Consider the following 20,287-nt stretch of genomic DNA (forward strand, 5'->3'; position numbering starts at 1 on the left):
AACTAATGTACTTCTCCCCTACCAATAGCTTATTTCCTTAAAGTAAAAAAACCCCTCCTTTATATGAAAAAATATAAAGGAAGGTTTCTAATCAAGCAATTAGCTTTGCAAACCACGCGACATAATGCGCGCCAGGAATCAATAATAACTGTGCCACAATGGTTCCTAAAAATCTGGAAAACATCATCATAACGGACATTCTTTTTAAGTCGAGATAACTTCCTCTCTTATTGATAACATCATCGGCCAGAATGGATATTTTAGGGTCAATAAACAGGATCAATAGAATCGTTGCAATACCATTGATTAATCCAGATGCCATGACAGCAGTAGTCTTTAGTTCTGGTACTAATAATGTGGCATATAAAGCGGATAAAACGCCAATGGTATAGATAGCTGTAATGATAATATTGATGATGAATAATTTAATTGGTATATCCCCTAGACGAATGCCTTTTAAATAACTAAAACTTGGTTTATGAATATGCTTAATACCTCGTCTTATATAGTCCAACGTAAAGCCCTTTTTCATTAAAGCGGGAATGGAACCTCTTTCCTCAGCCAAATGGACGATAGCCCTTGAAAAAATAGCTATAAAGGTGGGGATGAGTAAGATTCCTACTATTGTTCCAAGCGAAGCCGCTCCAATAATGAGTCGAAATTGGTGCTCTACAAATGTCATCGCATTATCTGCAGGTGCTGTATCAACAAGGCTTCCTGTGAATGGTTGTTGCATCATATTTGCTAACCTTGACACCATGACCATTACATTAAAAAGAGATAAAGCCGAAGCTAGTAATTTGACACGTGCTCCAGATAGACGTACTGCATAGGCAAGCGTTTCAATGGCATGAATGATTAAAATAAATAAAGCAATCATGATTAATTTTTCTGTTATTAAATCCACATATGTACCTACTCTTCGCTTTCCTACACTTTAACATTGGGACGCTTCTCCCACAAAATAGTTCCGCTTAAAAAAATACCGTTACTTCTGTAGCTGCTTACCAATCAATTTCAATATATCTTCCTGTGACATCTCTTCGGTCAACAGCGTTTCTCCATCCACACCAAGATAATCATGTGGATTCCACCAAGCATGTAAAGAATCTTCGCCGAAGTCATTCTTTTTGGAGCTAGAATGATGACGAATAACGGTTTCCTCAAAAGATAAATCAAAATAATACGTATAGGCCTTCTGATCATAGAATTGGATTAAATCTTTTAACATATCTCCATAAAGACTGGTATATAATATTCCTTCTACAATGACAACTTCACAACGACCTTTACCATACTCTGCGATTTGACGAATGAATTCAATAGAAAGATTGCCTTCTCGATCATGCACCTTTAACATATCACGTCGGACAACATCTTGCGGAACTAAAAGCGTATCATGTCCAAGATGATGTTGAAGACTTTTCGCAATCGTCGTTTTTCCGCTACCAGAATTTCCTCGGATGATAATTAGTTTAGATTCCAAATTTCCCTTCTCCTTTTTAAACTGCTCTTCTAGACCAAATCACAACAGGGATCAATACTAACGACAAAAGCCCTCCCGCTAAGGACAACGCTGCATAGCTTGAATTCGCCACTACCATACCTGATAGCGCACCACCTGACGCACCCGCCAATGCAACAAAGACATCCATTTTCCCCTGTGTTTTTGCACGTGTAGCAGGTTCCGTTGCATCAACGATTTGAGCAGTCCCACTGATTAAACCAAAGTTCCAGCCTAATCCTAGTAAAGAAAGTGCCACAATGAGTAACACCATTGAATCGCTTGGTGCAAACGCCGCCACTAAACCAGCGAGTAGCAATGTAATACCCGAAGCAATACTCATCGCTGTCCGTCCGATTTTATCGACAAGAATACCTGTGACGAGTGATGGCAGATACATAGAACCTACATGAAACCCTATCACAATGCCAACTTCGGCTAAACCATGTCCATGATGTTTCATATGTACGGGTGTCATTGTCATAATCGCTACCATGACAATTTGCGTCAAGACCATCACCGTTGCCCCTACCGCTAAGCCTCTTTTATTGCCTGTAGTATGCAAGGATTGTGCTTGATGTTCTTTGTTCATTTTTTGCTTATGTGCCTCAAGGGCTTTCGCTATTTCTAATGGATCAGGACGCAACAGAGTAAATAATACAAGTCCCGCTACAATAAAGGCGACAGCCGATAATAAAAAAGGCCCCGCCAAAGCTGGAATACCAATGGATCGTGCCACTTTCCCCATCCATTCTACTAAATTCGGACCTAAAACAGCGCCAAACGTAGTCATAAGCATGGTCGTACTAATTGCCGTAGCACGCTGCTTATCATTGGCTAAATCCGTCCCAGCGTAGCGAGCCTGTAAATTAGTTGCCGTACCCGCTCCATAGATTAATAGAGAAGCAAACAATAACACAATACTATTCATTAAAGCAGCCAGGACTACACCCATCGCGCCTATTCCGCCCACTATAAAACCTGTTGATAAGCCGATACGGCGGCCATAACGCTGCGATAGTTTCCCCACAATAAAAGCTGCACCTGCCGAGCCTAACGTAAATAATGCAGAGGGTACACCCGCATAGGCATCCGTTCCTAGCATTTGTTGTGCCAGTAGAGCGCCAACCGTAATCCCTGCCGCAAGCCCAGCTCCACCAAATATTTGGGATAGACTAACAACTATGAGTACACGTCTATATAGGTTTTTTAGTTTTTCTGGTGACTCCATATAGGACGCGATTGACTCTTTAGATTTTCCAACCATTTTTCAACCTTCTTTCTCTTAATTCTCTATGTATATCAAACAAAATTACTTGAAGCTAATGAAGAAGGAACCGTCCCCATTTAGACAGTTCCTTTCATCTGCTACCCCCTTTATACGACTACCGTATTCCACATATTAATATGCATGCATAACGACTTTCTTTTTCTTCGAGTAGAATAAGAAAGTAGCTGTTAAACTTAAGCTTATGATTCCGAAAACAAGTCCCATACCACTTAAACCAATTAAATCTAGCATCATGCCTGTCGATAAAAGCACGATTTGAAAGACAACTGAATCAATCATGTTTCGGAAGGAGAAAAAGCGTCCATGAAACTGTTTTGGTACTTGCTTTTGGAAGATTACCATTGTCGTTGGGAAAAAACAGCCAACGGAAAAGCCAAAAACGCCAAATGCCACTAAAGCGAAAAAGGGAATGTCCGCCAGTAACAGTAGTAGCTCCATAGAGCCGATAATAAAGGCTAATGAAAAAAGCAGCGTGCCCATTTGTACACGATTAGCGATCATTTTCAAACCAGCTGCCCCCAGCATAAAACCAATGCCTTCCACCGTATACAGTAACCCTGAAATTGTGGTAGATTGGTGGATTTCAGATATTTTCATAATGACTAAATTGAAAGAGCCTAAAAATAATGTTGGAATTAACATTAAGACAAGCGTCATCAAGACGACCGGGTGCTCTTTCACCATCGGTAACACTTCTTTAAAGTTCCCTTTTTCTTTATTTGCCAGCGTTGCATTGGTTGTTTCATCTAATTGTAGCAAGCTTGTAATGACAAACATGACTATGTAGACAATAAATGAAATAATATATAACCATTTTAATTCAAAGAAGCTTAGCATAAATCCTGCTGCAGCTGTGCCAATAATCCTAGAGATGGTTCTGGCATTCATTTGCCAAGCATTTAGCGTAATTAAATCTTGCTCATTAGCAATCATTGGAATAATCGATTGCAAGGCAGGCATATAAAAAGCTGCTGCTATTTGCAGTGTGATTAAAAATAGAATCATCCAAATAACCGAATTGGTATAAAGTGCGATAAACATAAACAAAACACTGATGATGCGCCCGATACTTGCCATCTGGACAACCGTTTTTTTCTTCGATTGGTCAATGATACGCCCTGCCATTGGACCGACGACTAAGCCTGCTAAAATACCACAAGAAATAATTAATGATTTGTGAAAGTCAGAAGGTACTACCTCTTGCATAAAGGCTAAATTCCCAATAATGCCAGCCCATAAGCCAAGACCTACGACAAATTCACCTAATAAAATAATCCAAACGTTTCGATTTTTCCACATGCTGTTCTCCTTGTTGCTTCCATAAAATTTATCGTAACAAAATTTTAAATATTGGTACATAAAAATATAGAAAAATTTGCTAGATTCTACGCCATTCTTTCCCTTTCTAGTTTACCTTATCGAGTATACTATTTTTCCTAGAGGGAGTACTCATTCAAAAGTTTGAACTTGCGACTAAAAGAAAAAACATCGTTTGATGGGCGTATCAAACGATGTTTTTCGTTAAGAGATTTCTAGTTTATGAACAAGTGCTTTTTTTCTACGTTCAACTATTTTTTGACAGATGAACGTCACGATAAAGATTAAGCCGACTGTTGTCGCCATCATACCTGCTATAGAAGTATCCCAGAACTTCGCTAAATAATAACCGAGGACGGAAGCAGCAGCACCAAAGAGCATACTATAGACGAACATTTGCTTAATCGTCTTGCTGATTAAATAGGAAGTAGCAGCTGGCCCAATCAACATGGCAACCACTAAAATGGCTCCAACACTATCAAAAGCTGCCACTGTTGTAAACGAAATGGACGTCATAAAGCCATAATGTAGAAAGACAACGGGAATGCCAATGGTTGCTGCATACACAGGGTCAAACGTCGCAAGCTTCATTTCTTTAAAGAATAAGAGCAGGAACGCAATATTAATCACGAGGACGAGCAATAGCATCCACACCGCCTTAGGCATCGCTAGCCCAAGCAGTGTCCATCTATCCCAAGGAACAAAAGCTATCTCTCCCATTAAAACATGTTCAACATCTAAATGGACATTGCCGGCATATAAGGTAATCAGAAGGACACCTGCTGCAAACAGGGATGTAAACACCACACCAATCGCAGCATCTTCTTGAATACCAGAAGAATGTAATAATTGCACGAGATAGGCTGTTAAAATCCCTGCAAACGCGGCACCTACTAACATCCAAAAGCCATTTAATGTTTGGGTAATAAGATAGGCCATCACGATACCAAAGAGCACTGTATGACTGATCGCATCTGCAATCATAGACATTCTACGCAAGATGAGGAAGACACCTGCAATCCCGCATGTTATCCCAACTAATAGTCCTGTGAATACAACCCAAAATTCGATCATCCTACATCACCCTGCTTCCGAAATTGCATTTTCCTACGATATTTACTAATTTGACCAGCTGGACTTATAAAATACGATAGAAAGAATATACCTGCTGCGACTAAAACGATAATCGGACCAGTCGATAAACCTGTTCGAATCGCACTAATAAAGGTTCCTGTTATGCCAGCAATGCCTCCAATCGCGGCACTCAAGATCAGCATCGTACTCAATTTATTTGTCCATAGCTTGGCACTAGCAGCAGGAATAATTAATAAGGCCGACATTAAAATCACCCCTACAGCTTGGATCCCTGTAACAATCGTCATAACAATTAAAACCGTTAAGGTTGCCTTTAAAGCCTCAATTGGTAAGCCAATTCCCTTTGCATAAACAGGATCAAAGATCAGTAGCTTCCATTCCTTATAAAGTAACAGACTCACCACAATAATGATGGTTGCGCTAATAAAGAGCCACATTAAATCGGCCTTGGTCATCGTCGCTGCTTTGCCAAAAATAAAATTATTCAATCCGCTCTGATTCCCAAGTGGGCTCCGATTAACGACAGTTAAAAATACAACGCCAACACCAAAAAATACAGTAAGGACTAATCCTATAGCAGCGTCAGCCTTCATTTTTGAAAATGACACAATCCATTGAATACAATACACCGATAATGCAGATGTAATGCCCGCTCCTAGCATTAAAATCGGCAATTCCTTTTGACCTGTTAGCAGGAACGCCAGGGCAATGCCTGGTAATGCTGCATGCGCCGCAGCATCACCAACTAGACTTTGTTTTTGTAAGAAGGAGAACGTGCCTGTGATGCCAGCTGCAATGCCAAGTAACATCGTTCCGCTCAGTACCCACAATAAGTTACCACTTAACATAGTGTCCCTCCTTACACATGCTGCATCATGAAAAGTTTACCACCATATGTTTTTTGTAATTGCTCTGGTGTAAAAACATCTTCTGTTGCGCCTGATGCTAAAATGGTTTTGTTTAATAAAATCGTATAGTCAAAATATTCTTTGACGGTTTGAAGATCGTGATGCACAACAAAAATACTTTTTCCCTGTGCCTTTAAATCTTTTAAAATATCAATAATTGTTTTTTCTGTCGCAGCATCTACCCCTGCAAACGGTTCATCTAAAAAATAAATATCTGCATTTTGTGCAAGGGCTCTTGCTAGGAACACTCGCTGCTGCTGCCCTCCTGAAAGCTGCCCGATGGAACGCTCTGCAAAGTCCTGCATCCCTACACTTGCTAATGCTTGTCGAGCAACAATTTTATCTTGCTTGGATGGTCTTTTAAACAAACCTGTATGACCATAACGCCCCATGAGTACTACATCCAGCGCATTTGTAGGAAAATCCCAATCCACCGCATTACGCTGAGGGACATAGCCCACGACTAAACTCTTTGGCTCAAACATCTTCCCTAAAATTTCAACCTTTCCTACTTTATTGGGAAGTTGATTTAAAATGGCCTTTAAAAATGTGGATTTCCCCGCACCATTTGGGCCAATAATGGCAGCTAGGTGGCCTGTAGGCACTGTTACACAGGCATTTTCTAATACTGTTTTCTTATCATACGCGACTGATAGATTTTCTACTGTTAATGCATACATTTTCTTCACCTACTTTAATGCATCGACGATAGTGTCGATGTTATGTTGATACATACCTATATACGTACCTTCTGTTGTTCCTTCAGCTCCCATGGCATCGGAGAATAATTCCCCACCGATGACAATGTCGTGGCCTTTTTCCTTCGCCCCTTCAATGACAGCCTTCATCGCCTTATCAGATACACTGGATTCTATAAAAAGAGCCTTAATCTTTTTTTCTACTAAGAAATCAACCATCTCCTGGACATCTTTCACACCGTACTCTGAATCCGTACTCAGTCCTTGTAAGCCACGTACTTCAAATCCCTGACTTCTGCCAAAGTAATTGAACGCATCATGAGCCGTTACTAATATTCTTTGCTGCTGTGGTATTTCATTCACACGTTGTTGTGCATAGCCTTGTAAATCATCTAGCTTTTTCAAGTAAGCTGCTTCATTCGTTTGAAAATCTGCTTTAAACTCAGGGTATTCCTCCTGAAGTTGCGTACTGATTGCCTTGACAACGCCTTTCCAAAGCTCAATATCAAACCAAATATGTGGATCATGGAGCATGGCATCTGTGTCACTGGCAAGCAGTTGCTTTTCATCTAATGTCTCGCCCACTGCCAGGACTGTTTTATCCTTAGCCATTTGTTCAAATATATCAAGCATCTGTCCTTCTAAATGTAAGCCATTATAAAAAATGACTTCTGCTTTATCCAATTTTGATAAATCACTTTGAGTCGCCTTATATAGATGAGGATCTACCCCTGGGCCCATCAATGCTGATACCTGTAAATGATCGCCACTGATTTCTTTAATCGCATCTGCAATTTGTCCAGTAGTTGCAACCACAATGCCTTCTTTTTCACCCTCTGTTTCTGCTGAACAGCCAAATAATAGAAGTGAGAGTGATAATACCATTACACCTAACCATTGTTTCATTTTTCTACCTCTTCTTTCTCTTTATTAAGCAATTGTTTGAAAAAATGTGCATACGCACGTAGGAACCAATTGGCGGACAAGCTGTAATTGTTTGTCATGCCCGCCTTTTAATAGCAGTTGGCGTTCCTATCACGACTTTTTTTCATACAATGCCTTAATTTATATTCATTTTCCTAATAAGCTGGCGCCAGCTCATCCAGAAAAGTATTAACATCATACCTGCACCTACTGAATCGGTAAGTTTCCATACAATTGTCAAAATAATTAAAATGGCCATTGGAAGAATCGTCAGCTTGAAATCACCTAAATATTTCATTCACGCACTCTTCTTTCTTAGGAGATATTTTGTTTCCCTTAGGAAAAATATATGCTTAATACAAAGAAAATTCAACTACTTTATGAAAATTTCTTTAAAAAAATTTTTTTCTTACATAAAACTTAGTTTATCCCAAACAAAAAAATCCCTAATGAAGACATTAGAGATTTTTTATAAAAATACATAGATATATGTTAATAAACATTTATTTTTCTTTTTCTAGCGGTTTCCCTATAAACTCAAATGCATAAATATGCGTCTTAGTTAATTCAATGATGTCCTTGATTAATGCTTCTTCTGATTTTTCATAGCCGCTTGCAATCCATTGCATCATTAATCCATAAAAACCGTAGGATGTATAATGCTTGAACATGTCCATATTGACAGGCTGTTGATTGATTGTCTCAAATTTAAATTGCTCTTGATAAATTTTTGTAATCGTTAAGGGCATACGTGTATGCAACCCAGGAATGGTATCTTCCACATTCAACAACTCGAAAAAAAGACGATGCTTATAAATGTAATGAATAATATTAAAGGATGGTGCTTTCAATTTGGTCGTATATACCTTTTCTCCATATAGGTATGGTTCACCTACTGCTACTTCCAGACCATTCAACATCAGTTCGAGCAAATTTTCTGCCAGCTCAAATTTATCTTGAAAATGCACATAAAAGGTACTACGGTTATAGCCTGCTTGTTCTACAATATCCTTCACTGTAATGGCTTGAAAACCATGTTGTTTAATTAAATCGATAAACGCCTCATAAAAATGACGACGGGTTCTTTCTTGTCTTTGTGTCCATTTTGACAATTTTGCTTCCTCCCTTTTAGACATTTCTGGCAAATATGTCTACTAGTTAGACACTTGCTACGACATTAATGATTGTTTCCATTTTCAAGCGTTTTACAATAAAAGTACACCGTGATTTACGCAGGGTGCAAGAAAAATGATTGTTTAAGGGAGTGTCATATATGGGGAAATTACAAGATAAAGTCGCAATTATTACAGGTGGTGCTTCTGGTATCGGTGCTGCAACTGCTCAATTATTTGTAGCAGAGGGTGCAAAAGTGGTGCTTGTGGACCTAAACGAAGAAAAAGGTCAGGCATTTGCTGCCGAACTACAGGCAACAGGAGCAGAGGCTTTGTTTATCAAAGCAAATGTAACAGATGAAAATGAAGTAGCAGCTATTTATCAAACAACCATTGAGACATTTGGCAAAGTCGATGTCCTTTTTAATAATGCAGGAATTGGCCGTGTTACACCAACTGAGGAGCTTCCTTATGCGGAATGGCGTCAAACTGTAAATGTGGATCTGGATGGCGTATTTTTAATGGCCCAAGCAGCCATCAAAGAAATGCTAAAAGGCAATGGTGGAACAATTGTTAACACAGCTTCGATGTATGGTTGGGTTGGCTCACCAGGATCAGCTGCCTATAATGCAGCAAAAGGAGGCGTGATTAATTTAACACGTTCATTAGCATTGGAATTTGCTACTCGGGGTATTCGTGTCAATGCGCTTTGTCCAGGTTTTATTGATACACCAATCATTCCAGAAGAAAGCAAAGAGCCATTACGTCAAATCACACCTATGCAACGACTAGGTCAACCAGTGGAAATGGCGAAAGCTGTTTTATTTATGGCTTGTGACGATTCAACGTTTATGACAGGTAACACATTAACTGTAGATGGTGGTTATACAGCCCAATAATGACGTTCAAAATAATCGCTTCCCCACAAAGGACAGCGATTATTTTTCACTAGAAAAATTTGCAGTTTTTATCCATTTCCTGCAAACTATTACTAAAGTGAGCAAGAAAGGATGAAGACGACGAATGAAAAAATTAATAGGTACATTATTATTTTCTATTCTGTTTATAGCTAGTGCAGGCAATGTACAAGCTGCTGGCTTTCAAGATGTATCAGAGGATCATTATGCCTATGAAGCTATTTTATGGGCAGAAGAGTATGATATTGTTAATGGCTTTACAGACGGTACATTTAAACCGAATGCTACCATTACTGAACAGCAATTAGCAAAACTATTAGCCAATTTTTATGAGCTTGAAATGCCCATCGACGAATTAAAAAAGCAAACTCCTTCAGCAAACTGGTCGGATGCATTCTATAACCAACTCGCAAGCTATGGGGTGCCTTTAAATGGCTATTTCGACAACCGAATCCGAGCGGCTACGGTGAAGCGTGGTGTAGTGGCACAGGCTATTGCTCATTTAGCTAGCGGTAAGAAGGGATTAGATCAATCTATTCAATTTTTACTTGATACCTATATTTCTTCCGGGTTAAATCCACAGTATGAAGATCGTAATTTACAAAAGTTTTATGGCGTGACGAACAACATGACCCGTGCGCAAGTTGTCACGATGCTCTATCGTATGGACGAACGAAATTATTATGAAATTTCAGCGGATGCACAAGCAATTAATGAGAATGCCAACAACGTATCTTTAAATAATAGAGCAAAAAATGCTCAAAATCAGCTCGACAAATCATTACAGCAGGCTACTCCTAGTAAAAGCGCATGGGAGGGTGTGTATACCTATTACTATAAATGGGGTAAGGGTAAAAACGATTTTAACCGCCGTGATGCTATGATCTCCAATGCCACAAACAAAAGCTTTTCAATTGCTTTAACGGCGAATGATGGTACTGCTTCAGGTAGTGTAAATGGCACAGCCACAATCACAAGCAATACGAAAGCACTTATGAATACATCCTCTAATGGTAATCGCTGTGTCGTCGAGTTTGAACGTTTATCCAATAATGCCCTAAAGGTGTCCGAGATTGATTGTCGTGCTGAACGTAATGAAGGCACCAATTTTTCTGGTACCTTAAAGCAACAATAACTGATAACAGAGTCTGATACATTCAGGCTCTTTTTTCATCCTTAAAAGCATCATAGCTAAGTTTGGCTATGGTAATAAAATCTTCGAGACAGCGATGCATATGCTTATCTTTATGCCATGCAATATCTGTATAAATGGGCGCTAAATTGACTGTGGATGGTAGCTCCACTAATTGCCCACTTGCCAGCTCCTTCTCTACGACCATTTTAGGTAAAAACGTTATACCTAACCCTGCCATCACACATTGCTTGATTGCTTCAATGCTGGCAAATTCAATCATTTGTAAGGGCTTGACACCTTCTTGCTGTAGCTGTACTTCTAAATGATTACGATAGGAGCATCCTGTCTCTGTTAACAGCATCGTTTCAGTTGATAATTGTTGAGCCGATAGCGGATGCCTGATTTCTTTCGAGGCACTGACGAATACAAGCTGTTCCTGTATCAATCGCTCTCGCTTGAGCATAGCCGTTTCCTGATAAGTGTCCGTAATCAATGCTATATCAAGTTTACCTGCTTGTAATAACTCCTTCGCAATGTCCGTCGTATGCACAGGCTTAAAAATGATTTTTACTTGCGGATGTGCTTGTTGAAACTGCTGTAAAATACTTGGTAATCGATAGACGCATTGGCTTTCCTGAGCCCCAATTTTTAAGACGATTTGTTCCTGCTCAGTGGACATAGCTTTTTTCAAATCCTGATCTAGCTCTAGCATTTTTTGGGCATACTGTTGCAGACGTTTCCCCTCTTCTGTCAGGACAATGCGTTTTCCTAGACGCTCAAAAAGAATCACACCCAATTCTTGTTCTAATGTTTTAATTTGGGCAGTGATACTCGATTGAGCGTAATCAAGAAGCTGTGCCGTCTGTGTAAAGCTTAACGTTTCAGCTGCCGTTAAAAACGTCTGAAGCTGTTTCATATCCATTCACTCAAACCCCTTTGATTCGATTTTTTCGATACATTTTATCGAAACATTCATCTTTATCGATAGTAAAATTCAGTTTACACTAGTTAGTAGCTGAAAGAAAGAGGAGGATGCCACATGAACATTACCGCATTCATTGGTAGTTCAAGAGAGCAAAGTAATAGTGAACAATTAACAGATATCGTGTTACAAGGTGTACCGCACGAAAAATTATACATCAAGGATTTACACATTGAACCCATTCATGATTTACGTCACGATGAAAATGGTTTTCAGGTGGTAGCGGATGATTATGATCAAGTTATTCAAGCCATCTTGACAAGCGATGTCGTTGTATTTGCTACACCTATTTATTGGTACAGTATGTCGGGCATTATGAAAAATATGGTGGACCGATTCAGCCAAGCGATTCGAGATGAACGCTATCCAGAGTTGAAGGAAAAGCTAAAAACGACGCAAGCCATTGTGCTGGCTGTAGGTGGGGATGACCCCCATGTAAAAGGCTTACCTATGATTCAGCAATTCCAATATATCTTTGACTTTTTAAATATGCCATTTAGTTCTTATATTATCGGTGAAGGGAATAAGCCTGGTGATATCACAAATGATGAGCGAGCACTAGCACAAGCAGCTATTTTAAATAAAGAACTAAAAGCACACACCAAATAATGAGCATAAGAAAACGACCTAAAAGCCTCTCTGAGCTAGTAGGTCGTTTTTGGTCTATGCTTCTACCGAGATATGCTGGAAGGTTGTCACATCAAATAACCCTGTATCTGTTAGCTTTAAAGTAGGAATAACTGGTAATGCCACAAAAGAAAACGTTAGAAGAAAATGGAAATCTAATGTTGGGTTGAGTGTCTGTAATGCACTGTGCAAGCCTGCTAGCTGCTCCTTTGCTTGCTGAGCGGGTACATCTGTCATCAAGCCGCCAATGGTTAATGGCATTTCGGCTAGAATTTGGCCATCCGCTACAATCACAAAGCCTCCTTGAATTTCCTGAATGCGTGTAAGCGCCAGGACCATATCCTCATCATTTGTTCCTACGACAAGGGCATTATGTGAATCATGTGCTACTGTTGTAGCTACTGCCCCTTTCTGTAAGCCAAAGCCTTTGACAATTCCCAGACCTGTCGTGTGTAACTGATGATGACGTTCGATTACGGCTAGTTTCAGTAAATCTTGTTCTACGGATGGTATAAAGACACCATCCTTTACAGGTACATCTATTACTAAATGATTCGTAATCAGCTGATTTGGTACAATTTCCATCACATTTGCCTTGGTACCCTTTGTGAATGCCAGTTGTAGCCTCTCCTTTGTAATGGTTGGTAAATGGACAGATTGATGGATATGAGATGGAACAACTGGCTCTAGACGATTTGTCAGCATTTCACCATTTTCAGCCACTTTCAGACCATTTTTCCATACGGCCTTTGCCTGCATCGTCGACAAATCCTCTATTAACACAAAATCTGCCTTATAGCCTGGTGCAAGTACACCTCGATCCAATAAACGATAGCATTCTGCTGTGTTCACAGTTGCTAACTGGATGGCCTGTAATGGTGGCATCCCTTCGGCAATTGCCATGGCAACATCAAAATTGATACTGCCTTCATCAATTAACTCATCCACATATTTATCATCCGTACAAAAACCAAAGCGACGAGCATTATGTGGCTGGACAGCTGGTAATAAATCTCGTAAATTTTTAGCAGCTGAGCCTTCTCGAATCAGCACATACATCCCTTGCTCTACACGATCAATGGCTTCCTCAGCTGTTACACATTCATGATCTGTGTGAATACCTGCGGCCCGATAGCCTGTAATTTGTTCGCTCTGTAAGCCCGCACAATGCCCGTCGATTACTAAATTTGTTTCCTGTGATAATAAAATTTTCTGAAGCATGTCCTCTTGCCCATTTAACACCGCTGGAAAATCCATCACTTCAGCTAATCCACGAACCTGTTCATTTTCTAGAAACGGCGCCAAATCCTTAGCCGTTAGTGTAGCACCAGCATTTTCAAACTGTGTACCTGGCACACTTGATGGTAGCATCACAAAAATATCCATATCCGCCTTCTGTGCATCATCGAGCATAAATTGAATGCCTTCTGCTCCTGCGACATTGGCAATTTCATGAGGATCTGTCATCACTGTTGTAATACCATGAGGAAGTAAAACTCGACTAAATTCCCCTGGTGTCAACATAGAAGATTCAATATGTATATGACCATCAATTAATCCAGGAATGACATAGCTTCCTGAAGCATCCTCTTCCTGCTTAGCCTGAAACTTATTCGTGCGATCTAGAGCCACAATCATACCATTCTTCACGACAATATCTGCTTTTTTCCACGTTAACGAAAAAACATCGGCAATTTGTGCATTTCTCAGAATGAAATCTGCCTCTAATTTTCCTTGAGATGATAAGATATTTTGTGTTAACTGCTGTAATTTTATCGACATAACCTATACTCCTTTTTCTTTTAAGAACTATCATGCCAAAAAGATGCTAATCATTGCAACTATTTATCGTTACATCAGTAAAAAACGACCATTGCTCAATGGTCGTTCGAAAATTCTAGCTCTTTAGGTGGTTGCCCTTTTTTATTCATCAAGCGCATACGGATAGGCTCAATTTTTAATGTCACCATTTCATCCTGATTACCAATAAAGATACTCGTAAAAAATTCTGCTAGTTTATTTTTTATTCCTTCTTCATGTACTTCCGTAAGCTTGCCTTCTATTTCCACATACGTATCACCAAAGCCACCATTTTCGTAGCCATATAAAATATGGGTATATGGATTTTTGCGTAGCTCTTCCATTTTTTCTGAATGTTTATTTGTTACTGTATACAACACAAAATCTTCATGCTGGAACGTCATGTACCGTGAGTACGGTTTGCCATTTTCTACAGTCGCCATTGTTCCAATCTTTTCTCGATTTAACACTTCTAAAATTTCATCACGTACAGAAGTCATAGTATCCCATCCTTTCATCTACATATCTATTTTGCCCTCTCCTAAGAAAGCTAAACCGTCTTTTTTTGAAAAATGTGAAATGACAATCTTCGGGCATATTGAAAATCTATTGTTATAATAACTGGATGGACAACAGGAATTTTCGAATGAATGAGGGTTAAAAATGAAACAAGCTTTTTTTACGCGCTGTTTGTTTTTCATAACAGGCATTATCGTGCTTTCTTTTGGTATCACATTAACAATTAAAGGCCAACTTTTTGGTGTGGGCTCATGGGATGTACTACATATTGGCTTAACAAAAACATTGGGCTTATCAATCGGTTCATGGTCCATTATTTTGGGACTTGCTATTTTAGCGTTTGATATGCTGATTACAAAAAAGTTCCCTTTACCCGGAACGTTTATTGATATGTTTTTGGCGGGCATTTTTATTGATATTTTCAACTACTGGCTACCTGATATTGATGGTTTTTGGATGCAACTTATTTCTTACCTTACAGGGCTAGTTTTATTAGGCTGGGGCTGTGGGATGTACATGGTGGCGAATTTAGGTATTGGACCACGTGATACGCTCATGCTAATGATGGTTCATAAGCTTGGCTGGAGTGTGACTCGCTCTCGTACAACAATGGAAGTATCGGTTGCGATCATTGGCTTTTTACTTGGCGGCCCTATTGGTATCGGTACGGTATTCATGGCCTTTGGGCTAGGACCAATTGTACAATTTGCCTTATCTTATAACGAAAAATTATTTATGCGATGGACAGGCGTGAAAAGCGCTGTTGTCTAAACTTTAATGACAATGCATTTTTTGCATTGTCTTTTTTTACAGTTGAAATATACAGTTCAACTATATATAATCAAACTATATAGTCCAACTGTATATTTGAGGTGAAAATGTGAAAAAACATAAATTATTACCTTTATCCGAAACCATGCATTATATTCTACTCGCCTTACGTGAACCGCTACATGGCTATGCCATGATGCAAAAAATCGAGGAAATGAGCGCAGGTAGTGTAAGGATTGCTGCCGGCACTATGTATGGAGCCATTGAAAATTTATTAAAATATCATTGGATCACGCCTGTTGAAACCCAGGATATAAGACGCAAGGTTTATCAAACCACAGAAGTGGGTCTCGAAATATTAGCGGCAGAGCAACAAAGATTGCAGCGCATTTTATCTTTATACGAGGGAGCTGGCGAACATGATAAAGTTTAAAGTCTTTTTTGATATCGAAAAGGAAGAGCGTTGGTTAAACGAAATGTTAACCAAGGGTTGGATATGCTCTAACATAAACTCAGCAGGTATTTATACATTTCAGCCTACTGACGATCTTGAACAAGTTATTCGAATTGATTGTCAGCAGGATCTTCGCAAAGAAAAGCAAGCTACCTATAAGCAATTACATGAGGATTTTGGCTGGCGTATAGTAAAAGAAAAATCATATGATGGCACCTATTATTGGACAAAAGGTAAAGATGGTAATGATGAATTATTTTCAGATAATGATTCCCACATTGCGAAATATAAACGTTTAATGAAACATGCAAGCAATTGGGCAATACTCTCACTTATCTTCTTAATAATTTTTTATGGCAACGATGACGTCGCTCCCTTTTTCAGTATAAAAAGCGCATATTATACCCCAGGTTTATGGGATAAAGAAGGTTCTGCTTTCCTTTTTGCTTTTTTATTTGAAACACCCTTTGCCATCATGCGCTTTATTCCACCATGGCTATTTTTAGCAACTTGTAGTATTTACATCACACTGTATTATCGTTATCGTAAATCCATACAGCAATTTTTATAGCAAATAACAAAGAGCCTCTTACGTAGTGTAAGAAGGCTCCTCTTTTCTTTATGCTTCTGGTTCAGCAGTATTTTGTCCTGTTGCTTCAATCACTTCAGGCGTATCGTCCACTGTATCATCTTCCTGAACGTTTTCAGCAGGTGGTGGTGTAATCGTCACAAGGGTGTAGTCATCCTCTTGTAAAATTTCAAACGAGAACTGTTGACGAATATCTCCGACGTATAGAGAAGTGCCAATCGCAACATTCGTGACATCTATTTCAATGGTTTCAGGAATGTCAGTTGGCTTCACTTTAATACGCACTTCACGATTAGGCTGGAGCAGGAATCCGCCATCAGCAACTCCAACTGCATCACCAATTACAGTCACTGGAATATCCACTTCTAGCTCCTCTGACATATTGATGGACTTAAAATCAACATGTTTAACATTCCCTTTTAGAGCACAACGTTGCACCTCTGTTAAAACAGCATTGATGCGTTTTCCTTCAACCTCTAGTTGAAAAACACTTTTCGTGCCATGTGTAGCTAACATTTTGGCAAAGGCTCTAGCATCCAACATAATCGCCGTTGATTCCATTTGAAAGCCGTAAACCACACCAGGAATGCCCCCATTTTGTCGAAGCTGTGTTAAAGAAGATTGACGTCCCTTTTTACGTTTACTGGCAGTTAAAACCATATTCATCGAATATTTCCCCTTTCATGGAAACTAGTCTCATAAAAGGTTTTGCCTTTTCTGTTGTATTTTATACCTATAAAGCACGCGATTATTTTGTCAGCATGGTAGTGCTAATTTGCCTATCAGGATTACGGTTAAGCAATACGACCCAGAGTGCGATAGTCGCTAAAACCGTGCAAACCATAAACATCACCATATAAGATGTAAATTGCACAACAAAGCCCATCAAAAAGCCACCTAAACCAAAGCCTAAATCATAGGTAGCTAAAAATAATCCTAGCAAAATATTTCTCGATTCCTTTGGTACAACAAACGACATATAGGTAGTAATTGTCGGATATAACATCGCTGATGCAAGGCCATTGAAAACAGCAGAAATATAGACAAAAGAGCCTATTTCAGGTAATACAGTAAGCAACGTTGTGCCCAACATGGAACTGAAAAGCACACATGCCATAAATTTCGGATGCCATTGTCCATCTGAAGGAATAGAGCGTCGCAATAAAAAGCGACTACCAACCACGACCAATGCCTGTAACGTTAAATAAATAGCTGGATTACCTACTCCCTCGGTCAGCATAAACAATGGTAAAAAGGTAGTGATGGCGCCAAAAATAGCAGCACCAAGAACCATAACGATTGCTGATATGACTAGCCCTTTGTGTTGCTTTGCCCCCTTCATGGCGGCTATCAGCTCTCTTGTTGTCACAACATCTGTGTCTTCCTTTGCTTTTGGTAAAGGGGAGCCAATAAAAAATAGTAGTGGTAGAAGTGCCAACATAACTACAAAGATCAATAAATCCTGTTTATCAAATTGCGTCCACAAGAGTAGCGCTACTGCAGGTCCATATAAACCAGGCACAACACTGGATAAGGAATACATGGACATGCCTTGCCCCCGCTCATGATCCTGCAAGACATCTGTAATGCCTAACTGCATCGCCATGGAAAAGAAAGCAGTGATGATCCCCTGTAAGGCTCGTACTAAAAAGACACTATCAATACCAAATACTACATAGATAAGGAGTGCGAGTGCATGCCCTATTAACAGCCATTGCATAATGGTATACAGACTATACTTGGCGACCATTTGGCCAGCAAAAGGTCTTAATAGCATACAAACAAGCATATACATGGCCATCATGACACCAATCTCACCCTCCAAGTACCCTCCATCCGCTGCCTCTAATGGAAAAATAATCGTCAACACAGCATTGGCGGTAAAAAAAATAACCGCCAGTCCATATAGTTGCATCATGCGAAGGGATAAAGGCTGAAGTTTCATGATACTTGCTCCTCTCTTGATTCCCCTTGCAATAAAGAAAGTTCTTTACAATCAATAGGTAATCTAGAGGCTAAGAGGCGTTGGCTTGTTGGGTGGGTCATAAATGGAATTTGAGACACATCGTGAAGATATTCCACTACTTCACCATGCTCTACAACAGCTACTTCATCTGCAAACAAACTGACTGCATGTAAATCGTGGGTGATAAATAAGTAACTGAACCCTCTTTCCTGTTGCATTTGTTTCAGTAGTTTTAGGATACTGATTTGTACCAATATATCTAAGCTATTAATGGATTCATCTAAAATGATGAGCTTAGGGTCAGTAGCTATGGCTCGTGCTATGGTCACCCGCTGTAACTGACCACCACTTAATTGATGAGGGTATTTTTGAGCATCCCGCTCGGATAGACCCACCCGTACTAAAAGCTCCACTATTTTTTCTAGCTGCTGTTGTTTCGTCAACTGTAAATGACATTTCATTGGTTCCGCAATAATGTCTTGAATCTTCATTTTCGGATTAACAGCGCTGTGACAATCTTGAAAAACGATTTGAATATTTTTTTGTAATTGCTTCTTCTCTTCTTTACATGTCGTTGCTAGATTTATATGATCGAATTCAATGGTTCCACTATCTGGCTTTTCCAAACCTATTATCAGCTTTCCTAGTGTGGTTTTGCCACTACCGCTCTCTCCGACAATGGCTAAGCAAACTCCTTGCTTCAAGGTGAAAGACATATTTTTCACAGCCTCTATCGTTTCATGTTCCCCAAACCATCTCTTTTTTCGATAGGTTTTAGATACTTGTTGGATTTCTAACATCGGCTTACCTCCTGTCTTACCCAATAATTCGTGTCTAGTTCATATAAGATTCCGTTTGTATCACCTGACCAACTATCCACCAGTTGTTCGAGCTGATCATCATTCCTTTTCGCTGCGACTAATGCCCTTGAATAAGAATGAACAGGGTTTTGTAATAGACGTTCGGCTGGGCCGTATTCCATGATTATCCCTCTTCGCATAACCACAATTTGCTCTGCCATTCGAGCGATGACGCCAAGATCATGTGACACAATCAGCATCGTTGTCTGATATTGTTGCTGACAATGAGACAATTCCTCTAAAATTTTGAGCTGTGTCATCGTATCAAGGGCTGTCGTTGGCTCATCTGCAAGTAAAAGTTTCGGGCGAAGACTCATGGCAAGGGCAATCATGACACGTTGAAGCATGCCCCCACTTAATTCGTGAGGATATTTTTTTAACAGTGTTGAATCGGTCAATTGAAAATACGCAAGTTGCTCAGTTGCTATGTGCAATGCTTGTTTTTTACTGAGTGAACGGTGTGCTTGTAATGTTTCAATCATATGCTCTCCTATTGTTATAATAGGATTAAACATCGCCATAGGATTCTGCAAGATACAGGCCACGTCATTGCCGCGAAGACCTCGCAACTGCTGTTCATCCATTTTCATTAAGGAACGCCCTTCCAATAAAATGTCCCCCTCATAGTGTCGGGACTCCCGAAACAGTTGTAAGATGGCATAGCACAGCATCGTTTTACCGCTACCGCTTTCTCCGACAATGCCAAGCGTTGTACCAGTTGGAATATGGAAATCAACATGCTGCACAACCGTTTTCGGTCCATGCGCTGTTTGAAGCGTAATGGATAAATCCTTTATCTCTAACATAGCGTCACCTCT

Annotated in this window: 22 protein-coding genes; 6 read left to right on the forward strand and 16 right to left on the reverse strand. The window is 39.6% G+C overall.

Annotated elements, in window-relative coordinates; translation table 11 throughout:
* Positions 1 to 91: 91 nt before the first annotated feature.
* The 9 genes from MHB65_RS14225 to MHB65_RS14265 form a co-directional block, all read right to left on the reverse strand.
* Complete coding sequence (locus tag MHB65_RS14225) at positions 92 to 880, reverse strand: lipid II flippase Amj family protein (RefSeq protein ID WP_342443746.1); 789 nt, start codon at positions 878 to 880, stop codon at positions 92 to 94.
* A gap of 108 nt (positions 881 to 988) precedes the next feature.
* The gene (locus MHB65_RS14230) at positions 989 to 1,486 is read right to left on the reverse strand and encodes a kinase (protein WP_342440793.1); all 498 of its coding nucleotides are present in this window, start codon (positions 1,484 to 1,486) and stop codon (positions 989 to 991) included.
* A gap of 16 nt (positions 1,487 to 1,502) precedes the next feature.
* Positions 1,503 to 2,771 carry an MFS transporter gene (locus tag MHB65_RS14235; protein ID WP_342440794.1) on the reverse strand — a complete coding sequence of 423 codons (1,269 nt, stop codon included), beginning with the start codon at positions 2,769 to 2,771 and terminating at the stop codon, positions 1,503 to 1,505.
* A gap of 135 nt (positions 2,772 to 2,906) precedes the next feature.
* Entirely contained in the window at positions 2,907 to 4,094 is a 1,188-nt protein-coding gene (locus MHB65_RS14240) for an MFS transporter (RefSeq protein ID WP_342440795.1), read from the reverse strand.
* Positions 4,095 to 4,316: 222 nt separating this feature from the next.
* A complete protein-coding gene (locus MHB65_RS14245; protein ID WP_205444048.1) occupies positions 4,317 to 5,186 on the reverse strand; it encodes a metal ABC transporter permease in 870 nt (289 codons plus the stop codon).
* Complete coding sequence (locus MHB65_RS14250) at positions 5,183 to 6,055, reverse strand: metal ABC transporter permease (RefSeq protein WP_205444050.1); 873 nt, start codon at positions 6,053 to 6,055, stop codon at positions 5,183 to 5,185. The genes MHB65_RS14245 and MHB65_RS14250 overlap by 4 nt, the downstream gene beginning before the upstream one ends.
* Positions 6,056 to 6,066: 11 nt before the next feature.
* A complete protein-coding gene (locus MHB65_RS14255) occupies positions 6,067 to 6,795 on the reverse strand; it encodes a metal ABC transporter ATP-binding protein (RefSeq protein WP_205444051.1) in 729 nt (242 codons plus the stop codon).
* A 9-nt stretch (positions 6,796 to 6,804) separates the two neighbouring features.
* Positions 6,805 to 7,719 (reverse strand): zinc ABC transporter substrate-binding protein, encoded by a 915-nt coding sequence (locus tag MHB65_RS14260; protein WP_205444053.1) that lies wholly within the window; start codon positions 7,717 to 7,719, stop codon positions 6,805 to 6,807.
* 521 nt (positions 7,720 to 8,240) lie between these two features.
* The gene (locus MHB65_RS14265; protein ID WP_342443747.1) at positions 8,241 to 8,873 is read right to left on the reverse strand and encodes a TetR/AcrR family transcriptional regulator; all 633 of its coding nucleotides are present in this window, start codon (positions 8,871 to 8,873) and stop codon (positions 8,241 to 8,243) included.
* A 137-nt stretch (positions 8,874 to 9,010) separates the two neighbouring features.
* Here MHB65_RS14265 and MHB65_RS14270 point away from each other — a divergent pair, with 137 nt between their 5' ends.
* Together MHB65_RS14270 and MHB65_RS14275 are read left to right on the forward strand one after the other, a co-directional pair.
* Complete coding sequence (locus tag MHB65_RS14270; protein WP_205444058.1) at positions 9,011 to 9,748, forward strand: SDR family NAD(P)-dependent oxidoreductase; 738 nt, start codon at positions 9,011 to 9,013, stop codon at positions 9,746 to 9,748.
* Between the two features lie 124 nt (positions 9,749 to 9,872).
* Positions 9,873 to 10,901, forward strand: coding sequence for an S-layer homology domain-containing protein (locus tag MHB65_RS14275; RefSeq protein ID WP_342440796.1), 1,029 nt, complete (start codon positions 9,873 to 9,875; stop codon positions 10,899 to 10,901).
* Between the two features lie 22 nt (positions 10,902 to 10,923).
* Here the strand turns inward: MHB65_RS14275 and MHB65_RS14280 are convergent, their stop codons facing one another.
* On the reverse strand, positions 10,924 to 11,823 hold the full coding sequence (locus MHB65_RS14280) for a LysR family transcriptional regulator (protein ID WP_342440797.1): 900 nt from the start codon (positions 11,821 to 11,823) through the stop codon (positions 10,924 to 10,926).
* Positions 11,824 to 11,940: 117 nt separating this feature from the next.
* Between MHB65_RS14280 and MHB65_RS14285 the strand changes: the two genes are divergently transcribed.
* Positions 11,941 to 12,492 carry a flavodoxin family protein gene (locus MHB65_RS14285; RefSeq protein ID WP_342440798.1) on the forward strand — a complete coding sequence of 184 codons (552 nt, stop codon included), beginning with the start codon at positions 11,941 to 11,943 and terminating at the stop codon, positions 12,490 to 12,492.
* A gap of 54 nt (positions 12,493 to 12,546) precedes the next feature.
* Here the strand turns inward: MHB65_RS14285 and ade are convergent, their stop codons facing one another.
* Both ade and MHB65_RS14295 read right to left on the reverse strand, forming a co-directional pair.
* Positions 12,547 to 14,292: an adenine deaminase gene (gene ade, locus MHB65_RS14290; RefSeq protein WP_342440799.1), complete on the reverse strand. Its 1,746-nt coding sequence runs from the start codon at positions 14,290 to 14,292 to the stop codon at positions 12,547 to 12,549.
* Positions 14,293 to 14,387: 95 nt separating this feature from the next.
* Positions 14,388 to 14,810 (reverse strand): pyridoxamine 5'-phosphate oxidase family protein, encoded by a 423-nt coding sequence (locus MHB65_RS14295; RefSeq protein WP_048392416.1) that lies wholly within the window; start codon positions 14,808 to 14,810, stop codon positions 14,388 to 14,390.
* A 163-nt stretch (positions 14,811 to 14,973) separates the two neighbouring features.
* On the opposite strand from MHB65_RS14295, the gene MHB65_RS14300 reads away from it, so the two are divergent.
* From MHB65_RS14300 to MHB65_RS14310, 3 genes are all read left to right on the forward strand, one after another.
* Positions 14,974 to 15,600, forward strand: a complete 627-nt coding sequence (locus tag MHB65_RS14300; protein ID WP_342440800.1) for a YitT family protein — start codon at positions 14,974 to 14,976, stop codon at positions 15,598 to 15,600.
* A gap of 145 nt (positions 15,601 to 15,745) precedes the next feature.
* The gene (locus MHB65_RS14305) at positions 15,746 to 16,033 is read left to right on the forward strand and encodes a PadR family transcriptional regulator (RefSeq protein WP_342443748.1); all 288 of its coding nucleotides are present in this window, start codon (positions 15,746 to 15,748) and stop codon (positions 16,031 to 16,033) included.
* On the forward strand, positions 16,020 to 16,625 hold the full coding sequence (locus MHB65_RS14310) for a DUF2812 domain-containing protein (RefSeq protein ID WP_342440801.1): 606 nt from the start codon (positions 16,020 to 16,022) through the stop codon (positions 16,623 to 16,625). Before MHB65_RS14305 ends, MHB65_RS14310 begins: the two co-directional genes overlap by 14 nt.
* Positions 16,626 to 16,673: 48 nt before the next feature.
* Here MHB65_RS14310 and MHB65_RS14315 read toward each other — a convergent pair whose 3' ends face one another.
* The 4 genes from MHB65_RS14315 to MHB65_RS14330 all read right to left on the reverse strand — a co-directional run bounded on the left by MHB65_RS14315 (position 16,674) and on the right by MHB65_RS14330 (position 20,275).
* On the reverse strand, positions 16,674 to 17,309 hold the full coding sequence (locus MHB65_RS14315; protein ID WP_342440802.1) for a 50S ribosomal protein L25/general stress protein Ctc: 636 nt from the start codon (positions 17,307 to 17,309) through the stop codon (positions 16,674 to 16,676).
* A gap of 82 nt (positions 17,310 to 17,391) precedes the next feature.
* Positions 17,392 to 18,588 (reverse strand): MFS transporter, encoded by a 1,197-nt coding sequence (locus tag MHB65_RS14320; RefSeq protein ID WP_342440803.1) that lies wholly within the window; start codon positions 18,586 to 18,588, stop codon positions 17,392 to 17,394.
* Positions 18,585 to 19,409 carry a dipeptide/oligopeptide/nickel ABC transporter ATP-binding protein gene (locus tag MHB65_RS14325; RefSeq protein WP_342440804.1) on the reverse strand — a complete coding sequence of 275 codons (825 nt, stop codon included), beginning with the start codon at positions 19,407 to 19,409 and terminating at the stop codon, positions 18,585 to 18,587. Before MHB65_RS14325 ends, MHB65_RS14320 begins: the two co-directional genes overlap by 4 nt.
* Entirely contained in the window at positions 19,403 to 20,275 is an 873-nt protein-coding gene (locus MHB65_RS14330; RefSeq protein WP_342440805.1) for an ABC transporter ATP-binding protein, read from the reverse strand. The genes MHB65_RS14325 and MHB65_RS14330 overlap by 7 nt, the downstream gene beginning before the upstream one ends.
* Positions 20,276 to 20,287: the final 12 nt, after the last annotated feature.

It is taken from the genome of Lysinibacillus sp. FSL K6-0075, from assembly GCF_038592945.1.
In the GTDB taxonomy this organism is placed as follows: domain Bacteria; phylum Bacillota; class Bacilli; order Bacillales_A; family Planococcaceae; genus Lysinibacillus; species Lysinibacillus fusiformis_F.

Bases quoted from the DNA above. Each gene is read 5' to 3' on its own strand.
- MHB65_RS14250 (WP_205444050.1), bottom strand. From the start codon at position 6,055: ATGTTAAGTGGTAACTTATTGTGGGTACTGAGCGGAACGATGTTACTT.
- MHB65_RS14330 (WP_342440805.1), bottom strand. From the start codon at position 20,275: ATGTTAGAGATAAAGGATTTATCCATTACGCTTCAAACAGCGCATGGA.
- MHB65_RS14225 (WP_342443746.1), bottom strand. From the start codon at position 880: ATGATTGCTTTATTTATTTTAATCATTCATGCCATTGAAACGCTTGCC.
- MHB65_RS14310 (WP_342440801.1), top strand. From the start codon at position 16,020: ATGATAAAGTTTAAAGTCTTTTTTGATATCGAAAAGGAAGAGCGTTGG.
- MHB65_RS14280 (WP_342440797.1), bottom strand. From the start codon at position 11,823: ATGGATATGAAACAGCTTCAGACGTTTTTAACGGCAGCTGAAACGTTA.
- MHB65_RS14245 (WP_205444048.1), bottom strand. From the start codon at position 5,186: ATGATCGAATTTTGGGTTGTATTCACAGGACTATTAGTTGGGATAACA.
- ade (WP_342440799.1), bottom strand. From the start codon at position 14,292: ATGTCGATAAAATTACAGCAGTTAACACAAAATATCTTATCATCTCAA.
- MHB65_RS14315 (WP_342440802.1), bottom strand. From the start codon at position 17,309: ATGAATATGGTTTTAACTGCCAGTAAACGTAAAAAGGGACGTCAATCT.
- MHB65_RS14235 (WP_342440794.1), bottom strand. From the start codon at position 2,771: ATGGTTGGAAAATCTAAAGAGTCAATCGCGTCCTATATGGAGTCACCA.
- MHB65_RS14305 (WP_342443748.1), top strand. From the start codon at position 15,746: ATGCATTATATTCTACTCGCCTTACGTGAACCGCTACATGGCTATGCC.
- MHB65_RS14260 (WP_205444053.1), bottom strand. From the start codon at position 7,719: ATGAAACAATGGTTAGGTGTAATGGTATTATCACTCTCACTTCTATTA.
- MHB65_RS14325 (WP_342440804.1), bottom strand. From the start codon at position 19,409: ATGTTAGAAATCCAACAAGTATCTAAAACCTATCGAAAAAAGAGATGG.
- MHB65_RS14240 (WP_342440795.1), bottom strand. From the start codon at position 4,094: ATGTGGAAAAATCGAAACGTTTGGATTATTTTATTAGGTGAATTTGTC.
- MHB65_RS14255 (WP_205444051.1), bottom strand. From the start codon at position 6,795: ATGTATGCATTAACAGTAGAAAATCTATCAGTCGCGTATGATAAGAAA.
- MHB65_RS14275 (WP_342440796.1), top strand. From the start codon at position 9,873: ATGAAAAAATTAATAGGTACATTATTATTTTCTATTCTGTTTATAGCT.
- MHB65_RS14285 (WP_342440798.1), top strand. From the start codon at position 11,941: ATGAACATTACCGCATTCATTGGTAGTTCAAGAGAGCAAAGTAATAGT.
- MHB65_RS14270 (WP_205444058.1), top strand. From the start codon at position 9,011: ATGGGGAAATTACAAGATAAAGTCGCAATTATTACAGGTGGTGCTTCT.
- MHB65_RS14320 (WP_342440803.1), bottom strand. From the start codon at position 18,588: ATGAAACTTCAGCCTTTATCCCTTCGCATGATGCAACTATATGGACTG.
- MHB65_RS14295 (WP_048392416.1), bottom strand. From the start codon at position 14,810: ATGACTTCTGTACGTGATGAAATTTTAGAAGTGTTAAATCGAGAAAAG.
- MHB65_RS14265 (WP_342443747.1), bottom strand. From the start codon at position 8,873: ATGTCTAAAAGGGAGGAAGCAAAATTGTCAAAATGGACACAAAGACAA.
- MHB65_RS14300 (WP_342440800.1), top strand. From the start codon at position 14,974: ATGAAACAAGCTTTTTTTACGCGCTGTTTGTTTTTCATAACAGGCATT.